Annotated in this window: 14 protein-coding genes; 11 read left to right on the top strand and 3 right to left on the bottom strand. The window is 63.7% G+C overall.

Annotation, left to right across the window (positions count from 1 at the left end; all coding sequences use genetic code 11):
• Window positions 1-17: 17 nt before the first annotated feature.
• Both BI343_RS04725 and BI343_RS04720 read right to left on the bottom strand, forming a co-directional pair.
• Window positions 18-446 carry a hypothetical protein gene (locus BI343_RS04725; RefSeq protein ID WP_071108853.1) on the bottom strand — a complete coding sequence of 143 codons (429 nt, stop codon included), beginning with the start codon at window positions 444-446 and terminating at the stop codon, window positions 18-20.
• Window positions 447-643: 197 nt separating this feature from the next.
• Window positions 644-3,490: a ribonucleoside-diphosphate reductase subunit alpha gene (locus BI343_RS04720; protein ID WP_071108852.1), complete on the bottom strand. Its 2,847-nt coding sequence runs from the start codon at window positions 3,488-3,490 to the stop codon at window positions 644-646.
• Between the two features lie 477 nt (window positions 3,491-3,967).
• On the opposite strand from BI343_RS04720, the gene BI343_RS04715 reads away from it, so the two are divergent.
• Window positions 3,968-4,318, top strand: coding sequence for a hypothetical protein (locus tag BI343_RS04715; RefSeq protein ID WP_043628794.1), 351 nt, complete (start codon window positions 3,968-3,970; stop codon window positions 4,316-4,318).
• A gap of 124 nt (window positions 4,319-4,442) precedes the next feature.
• Here the strand turns inward: BI343_RS04715 and BI343_RS04710 are convergent, their stop codons facing one another.
• The gene (locus BI343_RS04710; RefSeq protein ID WP_071108851.1) at window positions 4,443-6,359 is read right to left on the bottom strand and encodes an ATP-binding cassette domain-containing protein; all 1,917 of its coding nucleotides are present in this window, start codon (window positions 6,357-6,359) and stop codon (window positions 4,443-4,445) included.
• Between the two features lie 133 nt (window positions 6,360-6,492).
• Between BI343_RS04710 and BI343_RS04705 the strand changes: the two genes are divergently transcribed.
• From BI343_RS04705 to BI343_RS04660, 10 genes are all read left to right on the top strand, one after another.
• The gene (locus tag BI343_RS04705) at window positions 6,493-6,849 is read left to right on the top strand and encodes a hypothetical protein (RefSeq protein WP_043628790.1); all 357 of its coding nucleotides are present in this window, start codon (window positions 6,493-6,495) and stop codon (window positions 6,847-6,849) included.
• 5 nt (window positions 6,850-6,854) lie between these two features.
• Complete coding sequence (locus BI343_RS04700; RefSeq protein WP_071108850.1) at window positions 6,855-7,316, top strand: protein YgfX; 462 nt, start codon at window positions 6,855-6,857, stop codon at window positions 7,314-7,316.
• The gene (gene folC / locus BI343_RS04695) at window positions 7,313-8,581 is read left to right on the top strand and encodes a bifunctional tetrahydrofolate synthase/dihydrofolate synthase (protein ID WP_071108849.1); all 1,269 of its coding nucleotides are present in this window, start codon (window positions 7,313-7,315) and stop codon (window positions 8,579-8,581) included. The genes BI343_RS04700 and folC overlap by 4 nt, the downstream gene beginning before the upstream one ends.
• Window positions 8,582-8,588: 7 nt before the next feature.
• Entirely contained in the window at window positions 8,589-9,326 is a 738-nt protein-coding gene (locus BI343_RS04690) for an SPOR domain-containing protein (RefSeq protein ID WP_071108848.1), read from the top strand.
• 5 nt (window positions 9,327-9,331) lie between these two features.
• Entirely contained in the window at window positions 9,332-9,847 is a 516-nt protein-coding gene (locus BI343_RS04685; RefSeq protein ID WP_071108847.1) for a CvpA family protein, read from the top strand.
• Between the two features lie 97 nt (window positions 9,848-9,944).
• A complete protein-coding gene (purF, locus tag BI343_RS04680; protein ID WP_071108846.1) occupies window positions 9,945-11,471 on the top strand; it encodes an amidophosphoribosyltransferase in 1,527 nt (508 codons plus the stop codon).
• A 332-nt stretch (window positions 11,472-11,803) separates the two neighbouring features.
• Window positions 11,804-12,952: a methyl-accepting chemotaxis protein gene (locus BI343_RS04675; protein WP_071108845.1), complete on the top strand. Its 1,149-nt coding sequence runs from the start codon at window positions 11,804-11,806 to the stop codon at window positions 12,950-12,952.
• A gap of 39 nt (window positions 12,953-12,991) precedes the next feature.
• Window positions 12,992-13,360: a response regulator gene (locus BI343_RS04670; RefSeq protein ID WP_043628771.1), complete on the top strand. Its 369-nt coding sequence runs from the start codon at window positions 12,992-12,994 to the stop codon at window positions 13,358-13,360.
• A gap of 10 nt (window positions 13,361-13,370) precedes the next feature.
• Complete coding sequence (locus tag BI343_RS04665) at window positions 13,371-13,697, top strand: STAS domain-containing protein (protein WP_071108844.1); 327 nt, start codon at window positions 13,371-13,373, stop codon at window positions 13,695-13,697.
• Window positions 13,687-15,551: chemotaxis protein CheA (locus tag BI343_RS04660; RefSeq protein ID WP_071108843.1), on the top strand; the 1,865-nt coding region annotated here is incomplete at its 3' end. The genes BI343_RS04665 and BI343_RS04660, both read left to right, overlap by 11 nt.

Genomic DNA, 15,551 nt, shown 5'->3' with positions numbered 1-15,551 from the left:
GCTTGGGGCTGCCAGCGCTATCCGGCGCTGTGCGCGGGCGACGCTGCCTTCGTCGCTAAGGTGTGTTGCTCCGGCTCGGTGTCGTACTGCACCAGGCCGTATATTTTCCAGACGCCGTTCACCTGCTTCAGGTGGTAGCCGGTGTGGTAGCGCCAGGGCGGGCGGCCCTGCGTGCGCTGCACGGTCCAGGCCACCAGCGCGGTGGCCACGCCGGGGCCCATGGCCATCACATTGACCAGCCGGTGGCTGGCGCTTTCAAATCCCTGGCTGCGATACCACGCCAGCAGGGCGGCGGTGGTGTCGAGCAAGGACGGCATGTCCTGCCAGCCGGTCAGCTCGCCCTGATGGATGGCGGTGAACGGCACCGTGAAGTGGCTGGCCATGCCGGCCGCGTCCAGGCGGGAGTAGCTGTTGCGGTAGTGCTTGAAAAAGGCTTCCAGGCTCATAGGCGTTCTCGTCGCGGTTATGGGTCTGCTGCTTTTGCTGCTGCTTACCGTCTTGCTTCCACATCCAGAAACCGCCTGCTGGCAAGCGGCTTGAGGATGGGTCCGCCGGTTGGCGGAACGCCTCTTTTGAAGGCTTCAGTCTGATGCTCCGACTAGGCGGAACGCCCCAAGGGGGCTTCCGCCCTACGAAATCTGCCTTATTGGCAGGACTCGCAATCGGGGTTGTCGATGCTGCAGAACTTGGCGTCGGTGGCCGGGGTGGTGTCCACCGCGGCAGCCGGCGCGGCCTGCATCTGGCTGGATACGGCGTTCAGCTCGCCGCCGCGGCCGGTGGATTTCTCGGCGCTGGTGGCGGCCAGGGTGCGCAGGTAGTAGGTGGTTTTCAGGCCGCGCAGCCAGGCGTGTTTGTACAGCTCGTCCAGCTTCTTGCCGGAAGCGCCGGCCAGGTACAGGTTCAGCGACTGGGCCTGGTCGATCCACTTCTGGCGGCGGGAAGCCGCTTCCACCAGCCAGCGCGGGTCCAGCTCGAAGGCGGTGGCGTAGATGGCTTTCAGCTCGGCCGGCACGCGGTCGATCTGGCCCAGGCTGCCGTCGAAGTACTTCAGGTCGGCCACCATCACTTCGTCCCACAGGCCGGCGGCTTTCAGGTCGCGCACCAGGTATTCGTTGGTGACGGTGAATTCGCCGGACAGGTTGGACTTGACGAACAGGTTCTGGTACGTCGGTTCGATGGAGGCGGACACGCCGATGATGTTGGCGATGGTCGCGGTCGGGGCGATGGCCAGGCAGTTGCTGTTGCGCATGCCGAACTGCTTGATGCGCTCGCGCAGCTTGTTCCAGTCCATGCGCTCGGTGCGGTCCACTTCCAGGTAGCCGCCGCGCTCCGCCGCCAGCAGGTTGATGCTGTCGTGCGGCAGCACGCCGCGGTCCCACAGGCTGCCGCTGTACGACGGGTAGCGGCCGCGTTCTTCCGCCAGCTCGGTGGAGGCCAGGTAAGCGTAGTAGGCGACCATTTCCATGGATTCGTCGGCGAATTCCACCGCGGCGTTGGAGGCGTACGGAATGCGCTTGATGTGCAGGCAGTCCTGGAAGCCCATCACGCCCATGCCTACCGGGCGGTGCTTCAGGTTGGAATTGCGCGCCTTCTTCACCGGATAGAAGTTGATGTCGATCACGTTGTCCAGCATGCGTAGGGCGATGCGGACGGTGCGCTGCAGCTTTTCGCTGTCCAGGCTGCCATCGGCTTGCAGGTGCGCGGCCAGGTTGACCGAGCCCAGGTTGCAGACGGCGATTTCGTCTTCATTGGTGTTCAGCGTGATTTCGGTGCACAGGTTGGAGCTGTGCACCACGCCCAGGTGCTGCTGCGGGCTGCGGATGTTGCACGGGTCTTTGAAGGTGATCCACGGGTGGCCGGTTTCAAACAGCATGGTCAGCATCTTGCGCCACAGGCTCAGGGCCGGGATGCGCTTGTAGACCTTGAGTTCACCGCGTTCGCCCTTGGCTTCGTAGGCGGTGTAGGCCTTTTCAAAAGCCTGGCCGTACAGGTCGTGCAGGTCCGGGGTTTCCGACGGGGAGAACAGGCTCCACTCGCCGCCTTCCATCACGCGCTTCATGAACAGGTCCGGAATCCAGTTGGCGGTGTTCATGTCGTGGGTGCGGCGGCGGTCGTCGCCGGTGTTCTTGCGCAGCTCGAGGAATTCCTCGATGTCGGCGTGCCAGGTTTCCAGGTAGGCGCAGACGGCGCCCTTGCGCTTGCCGCCCTGGTTCACCGCCACGGCGGTGTCGTTGACCACCTTCAGGAACGGCACCACGCCTTGCGATTTGCCGTTGGTGCCCTTGATGTGGCTGCCCATGGCGCGCACCGGGGTCCAGTCGTTGCCCAGGCCGCCAGCGAACTTGGACAGCAGGGCGTTTTCCTTGATGCCTTCGTAGATGCCGTCCAGGTCATCAGCGATGGTGGTCAGGTAGCAGCTGGACAGCTGGCTGCGGCGGGTGCCGGAGTTGAACAGCGTCGGGGTGGACGACATGAAGTCGAAGCTGGACAGCACGTTGTAGAACTCGATGGCGCGGTCTTCGCGGTGCACTTCATTCAGCGCCAGGCCCATGGCCACGCGCATGTAGAAGGCTTGCGGCATTTCGATGCGGGTGCCGTCCACGTGCAGGAAGTAGCGGTCGTACAGGGTTTGCAGGCCCAGGTAGCCGAATTGCAGGTCGCGTTCGGCGTCGAGCGCGGCGCCGAGTTTTTTCAGGTCGAACTCGGCCAGTTTTTCGTCCAGCAGTTCGGCGGCGATGCCCTTCTTGATGAAGTCGGCGAAGTAGGCCGGGTACTGCGCGCCCATTTCGTCCTGGCTGACGGCTTCGCCGAGGATTTCCAGGCGGATGTTGCCCATCAGCAGGCGGGCGGTGACGTAATCGTAGGCCGGGTCTTGCTCGATCATGGAGCGGGCGGCCAGGATGGCGGACTTGCCCACTTCTTCTTCCGGCACGCTGTCGTAGATGTTCTTCAGGGTTTCGGCCAGGATGGCGTCCACATCGATGCCGACCAGGTTCTTGCTGGCGGCTTCGATATTGGCGCGCAGGCGGGCCACGTCCAGCGGCAGCTTGCGGCCGTCCTTGCGCAGCACGTTGATCTGCACGCTGGTCAGCGCCTCGCCGCGGGCGGCGCGCTCTTGCGTGCGCTGTTCGCGGTACAGCACGTAGGCGCGGGCCACGTCGTGCTCGCCAAAGCGCATCAGCGACAGTTCAACCTGGTCCTGGATGTCTTCGATATGGATGGCGCCGCCTTCCGGCTTGCGGCGCATCAGGGCGTTGACCACCTGTTCCGTCAATTGCGCCACTTTGTCGCGGATGCTGGCCGACGTGGCGCCCTGTTGGCCCATGACGGCCAGGAAGGCCTTGGTCATGGCGATGGAGATTTTGACGGGTTCGAACGGCACCACCGCGCCATTGCGACGGATGGTCTTGTACAGGCTGAAGTCGGCTTGCGGCGCGGCGGCGCGGCCGAGTTCTGCGGCGGTTTGCCCTTCAAAGGTGGTCAGTTGCATGTATCCCTCGATAAAGAGAAGTTTAAGTCCGGCCGCGCTGCTTCTTGGCGGGCAGGTCGGCTTGTGGACAAATCTGTTGAAAAGCTGTGTGCGAGCTGTGGGTAAACACAATATATACCGTCAGCAGCGCTAGGACTGCCCAAATTCTAGTGGTGGGTCTGACGTAGTTCAAGTCTTGACTTTGTGCCGAAAGGCGGAAAACCGCGCCGTTATTGGGTTTGCGGGGCATCGAAATTTTTCTGCAAAAAATCGGCGCGGGATGAGGGAGTCAGGAAATTGCAGAAAGATGGCGGTTAGCTAGCTGAGGGTGCCACGGATTGGGATAGCACAAGATGTTGTGTACATGCACTGTTGCATGGCTGCTACGACTTTGGCGTAAAAATTACATTGGACTGAGGGCGGCGCGGCGCGCCTGCGCAAACGCCGTCTTTATGGTATTCTTGCGCGCCTTGCTCAGCCGTGACCCGTCACCCATCAATGAAAGACCCTTGCGACCATTACACTTTCGACCTGATAGGCGGCGTCCAGAAGAAACCTGGCCGCAAGCCGCTGGGCGAGCGCGCGATGACGGTTGCGGAACGCAAGCGGCGCAGCCGCGAGCTTAGGCGCAATCGGCTGCAGGAGCTGTCGGTGACGGTGGAGCTGAGCCGCGAAGCGCAGAAGTCCTTGGACAAGATGATAGAGTGGTGGGGCGTCAGCAAGAAGGAAGCGATCAACCGCGCGCTGCTGATCGCCTGCCAGTCGCAGATGGGCCGCACCGCCAGCCTGTTTGGCTTTGAGCTGCCGCCGGAAGGCAAGGCGGCTGCCCGCAAGAATAAAGATGCCTGAGGTTGAAAACCATCATTGCTAGGCTTGCCCGGAGCCTGGTCAGAGAAAATAGGCGCATCAATCGAATAACAAACGCCCTGACGGCATGAGCCGGCAGGGCGTTTCTGTTTGGCGGCGAGCCGGCCTAGCGGGCGCGTTGCTGGGCGGCTTCCAGCTCTTCCCAACGCGCCAGTTTCTCCAGCAGCAGTTCGTCGATTTCCTCGATGCGTTGCTGCCAGGCCACCGCTTCCTTGGGCGTGTCGCGGTAACAGTTGGGGTCCAGCAGCCGCTGGTTCAGATCGGCCTGTTCCGCTTCCAGCGCGCTGATCTGGTCCGGCAGGGCGGCCAGCTCTCGGGTTTCGTTGTAGGACAGCTTGTTGCGCGCGGCCTTGGGCTTGTCCTGGCGCGCCGCGGCCGGTGCCGGCTCCTTGGCTTTTTCGGCAGGCGCCAGTTCCGCCATGCGCCGTTTGGCGTCCAGCCAGTCCTGATAGCCGCCCGGATATTCTTCCAGCTGGCCGTCTCCTTCGAATGCGATGACCTGGGTGACCACGTTGTCGAGGAAGGCCCGGTCGTGGCTGACCAGGAACACGGTGCCGGAATACTGGGCGATCACGTCTTCCAGCAATTCCAGCGTGTCGATGTCCAGGTCGTTGGTCGGCTCGTCCAGCACCAGAACATTGGCCGGGCGGGTGAACAGGCGGGCCAGCAGCAGGCGGTTGCGCTCGCCGCCGGACAAGGACTTCACCGGGCTGCGGGCGCGCTGCGGCGAGAACAGGAAGTCCTCAAGGTAGCTCATCACGTGCTTCTTCACGCCGCCGATTTCGACGAAGTCGTTGCCCTGGCTGATGATGTCGGCCACGCTGGTTTCCTCGTCCAGCTGTTCGCGGAACTGGTCGAAGTAGGCGATTTCCAGCTTGGTGCCTTGCTTCACCGTGCCGGCGTCCGGCTGCAGCTCGCCCAAGATCAGCTTCAATAGGGTGGTTTTGCCGGCGCCGTTGGGGCCGATCAGGCCGATCTTGTCGCCGCGCAGGATGCGGGTGGTGAAGTCGCGGATCAGCGTGCGGCCTTCAAAGCCCTTGCTGACGTACTCCAGTTCCGCCACCAGCTTGCCGGAGCGCTCGCCGGCGTCCAGCTGGAAGTTCACCTGGCCGACGCGTTCGCGGCGCGACGCGCGCTCGCGGCGAATGGCTTCCAGCCGGCGCACCCGGCCTTCGTTGCGGGTGCGGCGCGCCTCGATGCCTTTGCGTATCCACACTTCTTCCTGGGCGTGGAATTTGTCGAAAATGCGGTTTTGCTCTTCTTCTATGGCCAGCTCTTCCGCCTTGCGCGTCTGGTAGGCGGAGAAGCTGCCTGGATAGCTGCGCAGGATGCCGCGGTCCAGCTCCACGATGCGGCTGGCGACGTTGTCCAGGAAGCGGCGGTCGTGGGTGATCAGCAGCACGCTGCCGGGGAAGTTCTTGATCAGGCCTTCCAGCCATTCGATGGCGGAGACGTCCAGGTGGTTGGTCGGCTCGTCCAAGAGCAGCACGTCGGGTTTGGAGGCCAGCGCGCGGGCCAGGGCCACGCGCTTTTTCCAGCCGCCGGACAGCTCGCCGATGCGGACGTCCGGGTTCAGCCCCAGATGGCTCAGCGTGGACGAGATCAGCGTGTCGAACTGCCAGCCGCCGCGGGCCTCCAGTTCGTGCTGGATGGTTTCCATCCGGGCCAGCGCTTCTTCGTGGCCGGCATTGGCTTGCGTCAGATGCTGGGTGACCTGGTGGTATTCAGTCAGCAGTGCTTTCAGATCGCCCAGGCCTTCGGCCACGGCCTCGAACACGCTGTGCTCGGGGTTGAATTCCGGCTCTTGCGGCACGTAGGCCACCTTGACGTCGCCCTTGATGTTGACGCGGCCATCGTCCAGCGCGACGGCGCCGGCGATGCCCTTGAGCAGGGAGGATTTGCCCGCGCCGTTGCGGCCGATCAGGCCGACCGCTTCGCCCGGCTCCAGGGCGAAGTCTACGTTGTCCAGCAGCGCGTGGTGTCCGAAAGCCAGGCAGGCTTTCTCGACGGTAATCAGGGCCATGTTCTGTGTGTCTTGCGGAATGAGGAAAATACCCGGCAGTTTACCACGTAGCCCCTATCGGCGGACGGGTCGCCTAGCCGCGGCCGGACTGATACAATGCGCGCCGAATCATCATTGCCAGAAAGGCCGCATCATGTATTTCGTCGACCGCGCCGTTGCCGTCATCAAACCGAAGCAACCGTTTCTGGATTGGCTGAACCAGCTGCCGGACACCGATATGGTGGATCTGTCGCTGGACAGCCTGCGCAGCGACTGCACCGCCGTGCTGCTGCCGGAGTTCATCGAGCCGGAGGAAGGCGTCGCCCACATCGACGAGATCAGCGAGCAGCTGTTCAAGATGGAGCTGGCGTCCTGGGACGAGGACGAAAGCCGCTGGCCGCAGGATTTGTCGCTGAAGGCGTTCTGGGAATGGTTCGATGTCGAGATCCATTCCATGGTGCTGGACAGCGTCGACGCCGACATCACCAACAGCCCGGCCGGCGAGCTGTAATTTCGATGCGCCGGGACCGACCGCTGTTGCAGCCGTTCGCTGTGGCGCTGCGGCCGTCCCGGTTGTGGCTGAGCCTGGTGCTGGGCGCCTTGGCCGGCTACGTCTTGCTGCTGGCTTGGCATCTGCCGGCGCGTTATCTGTTCAGCGTGCCGCTCGCGGCCTGGCTGGCCTGGCGCGCGGCGCGCGCCAACGGCTGGTGGCGCGGCGACGCGCCGCAACGGCTGGAAATCGACCCGCGCGGCCGGCTGTTTCTGTGCCAGGACGGTTTGCGGCAAGAGGCGGAGGTGTCGGACGACTGCTTCGTCACCCCGGCCCTGACGGTGCTGAACCTCAAGGTGGCCGGCAAGCGCCGCTGCGTGATGCTGTGGCCCGACACGGCCGACGCCGAATCCCGCCGCCTGCTCAGAGTATATTTGCTGTGGTTTGAGCCGCCGCAGCCTAGCGATCAAACGGAATCCACGCCATGACCATAAAAAAGACCCTGGACGACTGGCTGCGCTGGCAGGAAAGCCTGCACCTGAGCGCGATAGATATGGGCCTGGAGCGCGTCGCGCGCGTCCGCGACGCGATGAACCTGAAGCCGGCCTGTCCGGTGATCATGGTGGCCGGCACCAACGGCAAGGGTTCCACCTGCGCCATGTTGTCCAGCATGTTCCATGCGGCAGGCTTCAAGGTGGGCACTTATACCTCGCCGCACATCCTGCAATACAACGAACGCATCGCCATCGATCTCAAGCCGGCCAGCGACGCGCGCATCATCGCCAGCTTCGAGGCGATAGACGCCGCGCGCGGCGACACCACGCTGACGTATTTCGAATTCGGCACCCTGGCCGCGGTGCATAGCTTCGTCGCCGAAAAAGTCGATGTGATCATCCTGGAAGTGGGCCTGGGCGGACGCCTGGACGCGGTCAATATCTTCGAGCCGGACGTGTCCGTCGTGGTCAGCGTCGATCTGGACCACCAGGTCATCCTCGGCGACAACCGCGAGGACATCGGCTTCGAGAAGGCCGGCATCTACCGCGCCGGCAAGCCTGCGATCTGCGTCGATCCCGAGCCGCCGCGGCGCTTGCTCGACCACGCCGCCGCCATCGGCGCCGACTTGCGCTTGTATGGCCGCGATTTCGGCTTTACCCGCATGGACAATCAATGGTCGTTTCGCCATGGCGAGCACGCCCGCCACGCGCTGCCGATTCCGGCGCTGCGCGGCGGCTATCAGATGGTCAACGCCTGCGGCGCGCTGGCCGTGCTGGAGGCGATCAAGGACAAACTTCCGGTGGGCATAGGCGCGGTCAAGCAGGGCCTGGTCGAAGTGGAGTGGCCGGGGCGTTTCCAGGTGCTGCCGGGGCGCCCGGCCGTGGTGCTGGACGTGGGCCACAATCCGCACGCGGTCAAGGCCATGGTGGCGGCGCTGAAGCAGCTGCCGTATGCCGAGAACCGCTACGCCGTGTTCTCCATGCTGGCCGATAAAGACATGGCAGCCGTTATCGAGCTGGCGCGCGGCGAATTCGACCACTGGCTGGCGGCGGGGCTGGATATGCCCCGCGGCCAGAGCGGCGCAGCCATCGCATCCGCGCTGACGCAAGCCGGCATCCCCAACGTCAAAGCCTACGACACGGTGGCGGACGCATGGAAGGCCGCCTTATCGCAAGCCGGCGACAATGATAGAATCGTCGTTTTCGGGTCTTTCCACACCGTAGCCGAGGTGGAAGCGGCCCGGCGTCACCGGGTTTGAGGAATGCATGGCACTGTCCAGCCAAGATGAACTGATTTTATTGAGAAAGCGCGCCCGCCGGCGTTTGGTGGGCGCGTTTGTATTGGTTTCGATCTCCACCGCCGTGCTGTGGAAGGTGGTGGGCCATCTGCCGGAACAGCAGATGAAGCCGGAATCGATCGAAATCATGGGCGCCGCCTCAGAACCCGCCGCGTCCGCCCCGGCCGCAGCGGTCAAGCACGCCGCCTCGCAAGCGGCGGCGGATGCCGCGCCGGCCGCTGCGGCCGCCACCGAACTGCCGGCCAATCTATCCTCCATTACCGCGCCGACGCCGCCGGCTGAAAAGCCCGCGCCAGCTGCCGTGGCGCCCGCCGCCAAGGCCGAACCCAAGCCGCAGCCGGCCAAGCCGGAAACCAAACCCGAGCGCAAGCCGGAAACGCCCAAGGCCGAAAGCAAGCCGCGCCAGGCGGACCCGGCGGCGATTCTGGAAGGCCGCTTCGACCCCGACGCCCGTGCCGCCAAGAGCGAGCCGGCGCACGGCAAATCCGTGATCCAGCTGGCGGCTTTGTCCGATCCGGCCAAAGTCGACGCCTTGCGCGGCAAGTTGTCGGCCATCGGCGTGACCGCGCACTTTTCCAAGGTGCAGACCAGCAAGGGCGAAGTGACGCGGGTGCGCGTCGGCCCCTTCGCCAACCAGGCCGAGGCGCAGCAGACCCTGCAGAAGCTGGCCCACGCCGGCATCAACGGCATCATCATCAATAAGTAGCCGCCATGACCGCCTTCGACTATATCGCTATAGCCATCGTCGCCGGATCGGTGCTGATCGCGCTGATGCGCGGACTGATCGCCGAAGTGCTGTCGCTGGGTTCCTGGCTGATCGCCTTCTGGTGCGCCAAGCAGTTCTCGCCGGCGGTGGAGGCGTTCCTGCCGGCCAGCCTGCCGGGCGAGGGCGTGCGCATGGTGGCTGGCTTTCTGCTGGTATTCTTCGTGGTATGGCTGGCCACGGCGCTGCTGCGCGTGACCCTGACCGGCCTGGTGGACAGCATAGGCCTGGGCGCGATCAACCGGCTGCTGGGCGGCATGTTCGGCCTGGCGCGCGGCGTGGCGCTGGTGACGGCGATGGTATTGCTGGGCGGGCTGAGCAGCCTGCCGCAGAAACCCATGTGGAGGAACGCCGTGCTCTCGGCGCCATTCGAATCTTTGGCCTTGTCATTAAGGCCATGGTTGCCGCCGACAATGGCGAACAACCTGCATTACGACTCACCCGGCCTGGCGCCGGACAGTTAGGTGGAAAAGGCGGAATATCTTGATATCTTCATTTCAAGAATCCGCCTTTTTCTTTGTCTTGTCTTGATTTCAGGTAGTTGGATAGAGGGCATTAAAGATGTGTGGAATTCTAGGCGTGGTCGGTCAGTCTCCGGTCAATCAGCTGCTGTACGACGGTCTGCAAGTGCTGCAACACCGCGGACAGGACGCGGCCGGCATCGTTACCGCCAATGGCAAGACCTTTCACATGCACAAGGGCAGCGGCATGGTGCGCGATGTATTCCGCACCCGCAATATGCGCTCGCTGCTGGGCAATGCCGGCATCGCCCATGTGCGTTATCCAACCGCCGGCTCGGCCTCCTGCCTGGCCGAGGCGCAGCCGTTCTACGTCAATTCGCCGTTTGGCCTGGTGCTGGCGCACAACGGCAACCTGACCAACACCGAAGAGCTGAAGGCGGACATGTTCCGCCACGACCTGCGCCACATCAACACCAATTCCGACTCCGAAGTGCTGCTTAACGTGTTCGCCCATGAATTGGCGCAGCGCGTCAAAGGGGCGGAGTTGACGGTGGACGCGGTTTTCGGCGCGGTGGGGGCGGTGCATCGCCGCGTGCGCGGCGCTTACGCCGTGGTGGCGATGATCGCCGGCTACGGCCTGGTGGCGTTCCGCGACCCGAACGGCATCCGCCCGCTGGTGATGGGCAGCACCGAAGTCAACGGCCGCACCGAGTACATGTTCGCGTCCGAATCGGTGGCCCTGGATTGTTCCGGCTTTACCCTGCTGCGCGATGTGCAGCCGGGCGAGTGCGTCTATGTCACCTTCGACGGCGACATGCACAGCCAAGTGTGCGCGGAAAATACCCGGCTGACGCCGTGCCTGTTCGAGTACGTGTACTTCGCCCGCCCGGATTCGGTGATCGATGGCGTGTCGGTTTACCAATCGCGCCTGAACATGGGCGAGATGCTGGCGGAGAAAATCCGCCGCGACCTGCCGGGCCTGGAGATCGACGTGGTGATTCCGATTCCGGACTCCAGCCGCCAGAGCGCGCTGCAGCTGGCCAACGCCATGGGCTTGCCGTACCGCGAAGGTTTCATCAAGAACCGCTATATCGGCCGCACCTTCATCATGCCGGGGCAGGCGGTGCGCAAGAAATCCGTGCGGCAGAAGCTGAACCCGGTGCCGCTGGAGTTCGCTGGCCGCAACGTGCTGCTGGTGGACGACTCCATCGTGCGCGGCACCACCTCCAAGGAAATCGTGCAGATGGCGCGCGACTCCGGCGCCAAGAATGTGTATTTCGCCTCCGCCGCGCCGGCGGTGCGCTTCCCCAATGTCTACGGCATCGACATGCCGACGCGCGCCGAACTGCTGGCCACCGGCCGCGACGAGCAGGAGATCGCGCGCGAGATCGGCGCCGACGCGGTGATCTATCAAGACCTGGAGGCGCTGCAAGACGCGGTGCGCAGCGTCAACCGCGAGCTGAGCCTGTTCGAAAGCTCCTGCTTCGACGGCAAATACATCACCGGCGACATCACCGAGGCCTATCTGGACGCCATCGAGTGCGCGCGGCTGGACTTGAAGCACAAGGACGGCAGCGAGCAGATGATAGACCTGAACCTGAACGTGGCTGAGCAGAACCTGATGTAGCCATTGCAGCGCAACGACGCTCACAACGGCCGGTATCGCTCCTGCATGGAGCGGTACCGGTTTTTCTTTGGCGCAGAGCACCGCGCACGGCGCCTGAGTCCGCGCCAGCGCTTGTTCTTGCCTTGACAGCGCTTTGCCCGCCAACTTAATTGAAACCAAGCATCAAAGTATCCGACTGAGAACTTTCATTCGGGCGGGCGACGGCGCGTCTCTCGAATGGCTGATCGATGGATTGGCGAACTCCACAATATGGCTGACAGCCCCCCGAATGTCTGCAGTTTTGAGACTGCCGGCGTGAGGACTAGGCCGACAGACTGTCGAGACGGAGACGCATGAACAACAGAGGCAAAGCTCTTTTCATCATGGCGGGGCTGTGCGTGCTGGCGGCGCTGGCGACGGCGTTTGTGTCTCCATGGCTGGGATGGTTGCTGGCCAGCGCGAGCGGTTTGGCTTTGCTCGCATTCCATCCTTTGGCGCCGACAGCGGCCAACGAGTCCGCCGCGCAAGCAATCCACATCCAAACCACGACACCGGGCGACGACAGTCTGGAGCTGCTGGAGCAGGTTCTTCAGCGCTGGGCAGGCAATCTGCAATTGGTGATCGAGCAATCGGCCAGCGGCGGCAACCAGCTGGCCGGCACGTTGACCGCCATCGCCAACGGCTTGCATGCCACCGTAGAGGCGGCGCGTTCCTCCTCGGACGATATCGGCAGCGACAGCCTGGACCAGATGGTGCGCGACGCCGGCCTGCGCAGCCAGGAGATTTCCGCGGTGCTGTCGGAAATCATCGGCCACCGCCAGCAACTGGTGGAAGAGGTCTCGCGGCTGGCTACGTTTTCCAGCGAACTGCTGGGCATGGCTGACCAGGTGGGCCGCATTTCCAATCAAACCAATCTGTTGGCGCTGAACGCCAGCATCGAGGCGGCCCGCGCCGGCGAGGCCGGGCGCGGCTTCGCCGTGGTGGCGGACGAAGTGCGCAAGCTGTCGCAGCAGTCGGAGCAAACCGGCAAGCAGATGGCGGAAAAGGTGGTGGAGATCAACAGCGCGCTGGAGCAGACGCGGCAAACCACCACCAGCCTGGGCTCGCAGGATTCGGACAAGGGCAATAACGCGCTGGGCCTGTTGGAGGCCTCGGTGCGCGATTTCAGCGCCGCCGCGGAGCAGCTGGCGCAGATCAACCAGCGGATGCAGGCGGAGGGGGCTCAGGTGGAGCGGGAACTACACGCTTCGTTGATCGCGCTGCAATTCCAGGACCGCGTCAGCCAGATCGTGCAGCATGTGGCCAGCGATCTGGAGCGGATGCAGGCGCATCTGAAGGCCGTCAGCCAGGCGCGGCGAGCCGGCGAGGCGCCGCCGATGATCAAGCCGCATGAGTGGCTGCGCCAGCTGGAATCCACCTATACCACATTGGAGCAGGCCGCGCTGCACAAGGGGCAGGACAGCAAGCCGGCCGCCTCCAGCGGTGACGTTGATTTTTTCTGAAACGGCATTCCCGATATCGGACCCCTCGCGGAGAAAACCATGGGCAAATCCATCCTGATTGTCGACGACGCTGCCAGCATTAGGGCCACCGTCAGCATTGCGCTGAAGGGGGCGGGTTACGAGGTGATAGAAGCCTGCGACGGCAACGACGCCTTGTCCAAGCTAGGCGGCACCCGCGTCAATCTGATCATTTCCGACGTCAATATGCCAGGGATGGATGGCATCACCTTGCTGAAAAAGCTGAAGGAGGGCGCGGCCACCAAGTTTGTGCCGGTCATCATGCTGACCACCGAGGGCAGCGACGACAAGAAGGCGCAGGGCAAGGAGGCCGGCGCCAAGGCCTGGATCGTCAAGCCATTCGATCCGGTCAAGCTGCTCGATGCAGTTTCCAAGCTGATTCAGCCTTAGGGAGTCAAGCATGCCGCTGAATGTGACGCAGGACGGCGAGCAAACGCGAGCCGCAATTGATGGCGAGTGGACCATCTTCACTGCGGAAGAGGCGCAGGATGAGCTATTCGGCCTTCTCAACCACGCGCGCTTCACCCTGGACTTGTCCGGCATCATCGAGCTGGACGGCTTCGGCGCGCAGATGCTGGCCATCCTGCTGTCGGAGGCGCGCCGAATGGACAAACCGGCCACCATAGCGGCCAGCAATCCACTGGTGGACGAGGTGGGCGTCTGGCTTGGCTTTGCCGGGCTGGCCGATGGCGGCGTCGACGAGAGGAGCGGCGAGCATGGATCTTAGCAAAGCCAAGGCGGTTTTCTTCGAAGAGTCGCGCGAGCTATGCGATGGGTTGGAAACGGCGCTGCTCGACCCAGCGTCCTATCCGCCCGGCAACGAAACCTACAACCTGCTGTTCCGGACCGCCCACACCATCAAGGGCTCCGCCGGCATTTTCGGCCTGGATGCGCTGGTGCGCTTCGCCCATGTCATGGAAAACGTGCTGGAGCGTTTGCGTTCCGGGCAGGTATCACTTAGCGACGATCTGGTCACGCTGCTGCTGTCCTGCAACGACCACCTGCGCCGCTTGCTCGATGCCAGCGCGGTCAGCGATGAAATGGCGCAGCAGGACCTGCCGGAAGGCGAGCCGCTCCTGGCCGGCTTGCGGCGCTACCAGCAAGGCGATCCGGCAAGCACGGCTTCGTCTGAACCGGAACCGTCCGCGCTTGTAGAGACGGAAGCGGCAGGCCATGGCCCGGGTATTCCCGCGCAAACGCCGCATTGGCAGTTGTCGCTGCGTTTCCATCCGGACACTTTCCGCCACGGCTTCGACCCTCTGTCTTTTCTGCGCTATCTGGGCGGCCTGGGCACGCTGCGCCATGTCCGCCCGGTCTGGCGCCAGTGGCCGCCGCCGCAAGCGCTGGATGTCACCGAATGCTTCATGGGTTTTGATCTGGCGCTGGAGTCCGAGGAAAGCCTGGACAAAATCGCCGGCACTTTCGAATTCATCGCCGAGGACAGCCTGATCGGCATCCTGGCTCCGCATGCGCCGCTGGCGGAGTTTCTGGCCCTGGCGCAACGTCTGGACGAGCCATTGGAAGAACAGCTGCAGCGTTGGCTGGACCGCGGCGCGCTGACTGAGGAAGAGGCGGAACGCGTGCGATCGGGCCGGGTTAGCCTGGCAGCCGATGAAACCGCCGCCGATATCGCGCCCGCGCCATTGGAAACCACTAGCCTGAGCGCGGCGCCAAGCGCAGCCGCGCCGACCGCTTCGTCTGCTTCGTCCGCCGCCAAGGGCGCGCGCAGCGACGGCCAGTACATACGCATCGAAGCCGGCAAGCTGGACCGCCTGATCAACCGGGTAGGCGAGCTGGTGATCGCCTCCTCCGGCACCAAACTGATCGCGCAAAGCCGCGGCGATGCGGAATTGCTGGAGTCGGTGGCCGTCATCAACACCTTGGTGGAAAGCATACGCGACGACGCGCTGACCCTGCGCATGGTGCCGGTGGACGAAATATTCAGCCGCTTCCCGCGCATGGTGCGCGAGGTGTCCAAGCAACTGGGCAAGTCCATCCATCTGGAGATCAAGGGCGGCGACACCGAGATCGACAAATCCATGGTGGAGAAACTGACCGACCCGTTGATGCACATTGTCCGCAATGCGGTGGACCATGGATTGGAGTCGGCTGATAAACGGCGGGCCGCCGGGAAGCCGGAGCAGGGCACGGTCATGCTGAACGCCTATCACGACGCCGGCTCGGTGGTGGTGGAAGTGCGCGACGACGGTGGCGGCATCAACCGCGAGAAAGTGCTGGCCAAGGCGATAGAACGCGGCCTGGTCACCGAAGGACGGGTGCTCAGCGACCAGGAAACGCTGCAGCTGATCTTCCTGCCTGGTTTCTCCACCGCCGACGCCGTCAGCGACCTTTCCGGCCGCGGCGTGGGCATGGACGTGGTCAAGCGCAATATCGAGGCCTTGCGCGGAGAGATAGAAATCCAGTCACAGCCCGGCGTCGGCTCGGTATTTCGCCTGCGCCTGCCGCTGACGCTGGCCATCATCGACGGCTTCCGCGTCGAGGTGAACGAGTCGTCCTTAGTGATGCCGCTGGACATGATGATCGAGTGCGTGGACATGCCGGAAGGCGCCATGAGCCAACA

It is taken from the genome of Chromobacterium amazonense, from assembly GCF_001855565.1.
Lineage (GTDB): Bacteria > Pseudomonadota > Gammaproteobacteria > Burkholderiales > Chromobacteriaceae > Chromobacterium > Chromobacterium amazonense.
The sequence above is the reverse complement of the archived record's forward strand: the minus strand, read 5'-3'. Positions and strand labels throughout refer to the sequence as shown.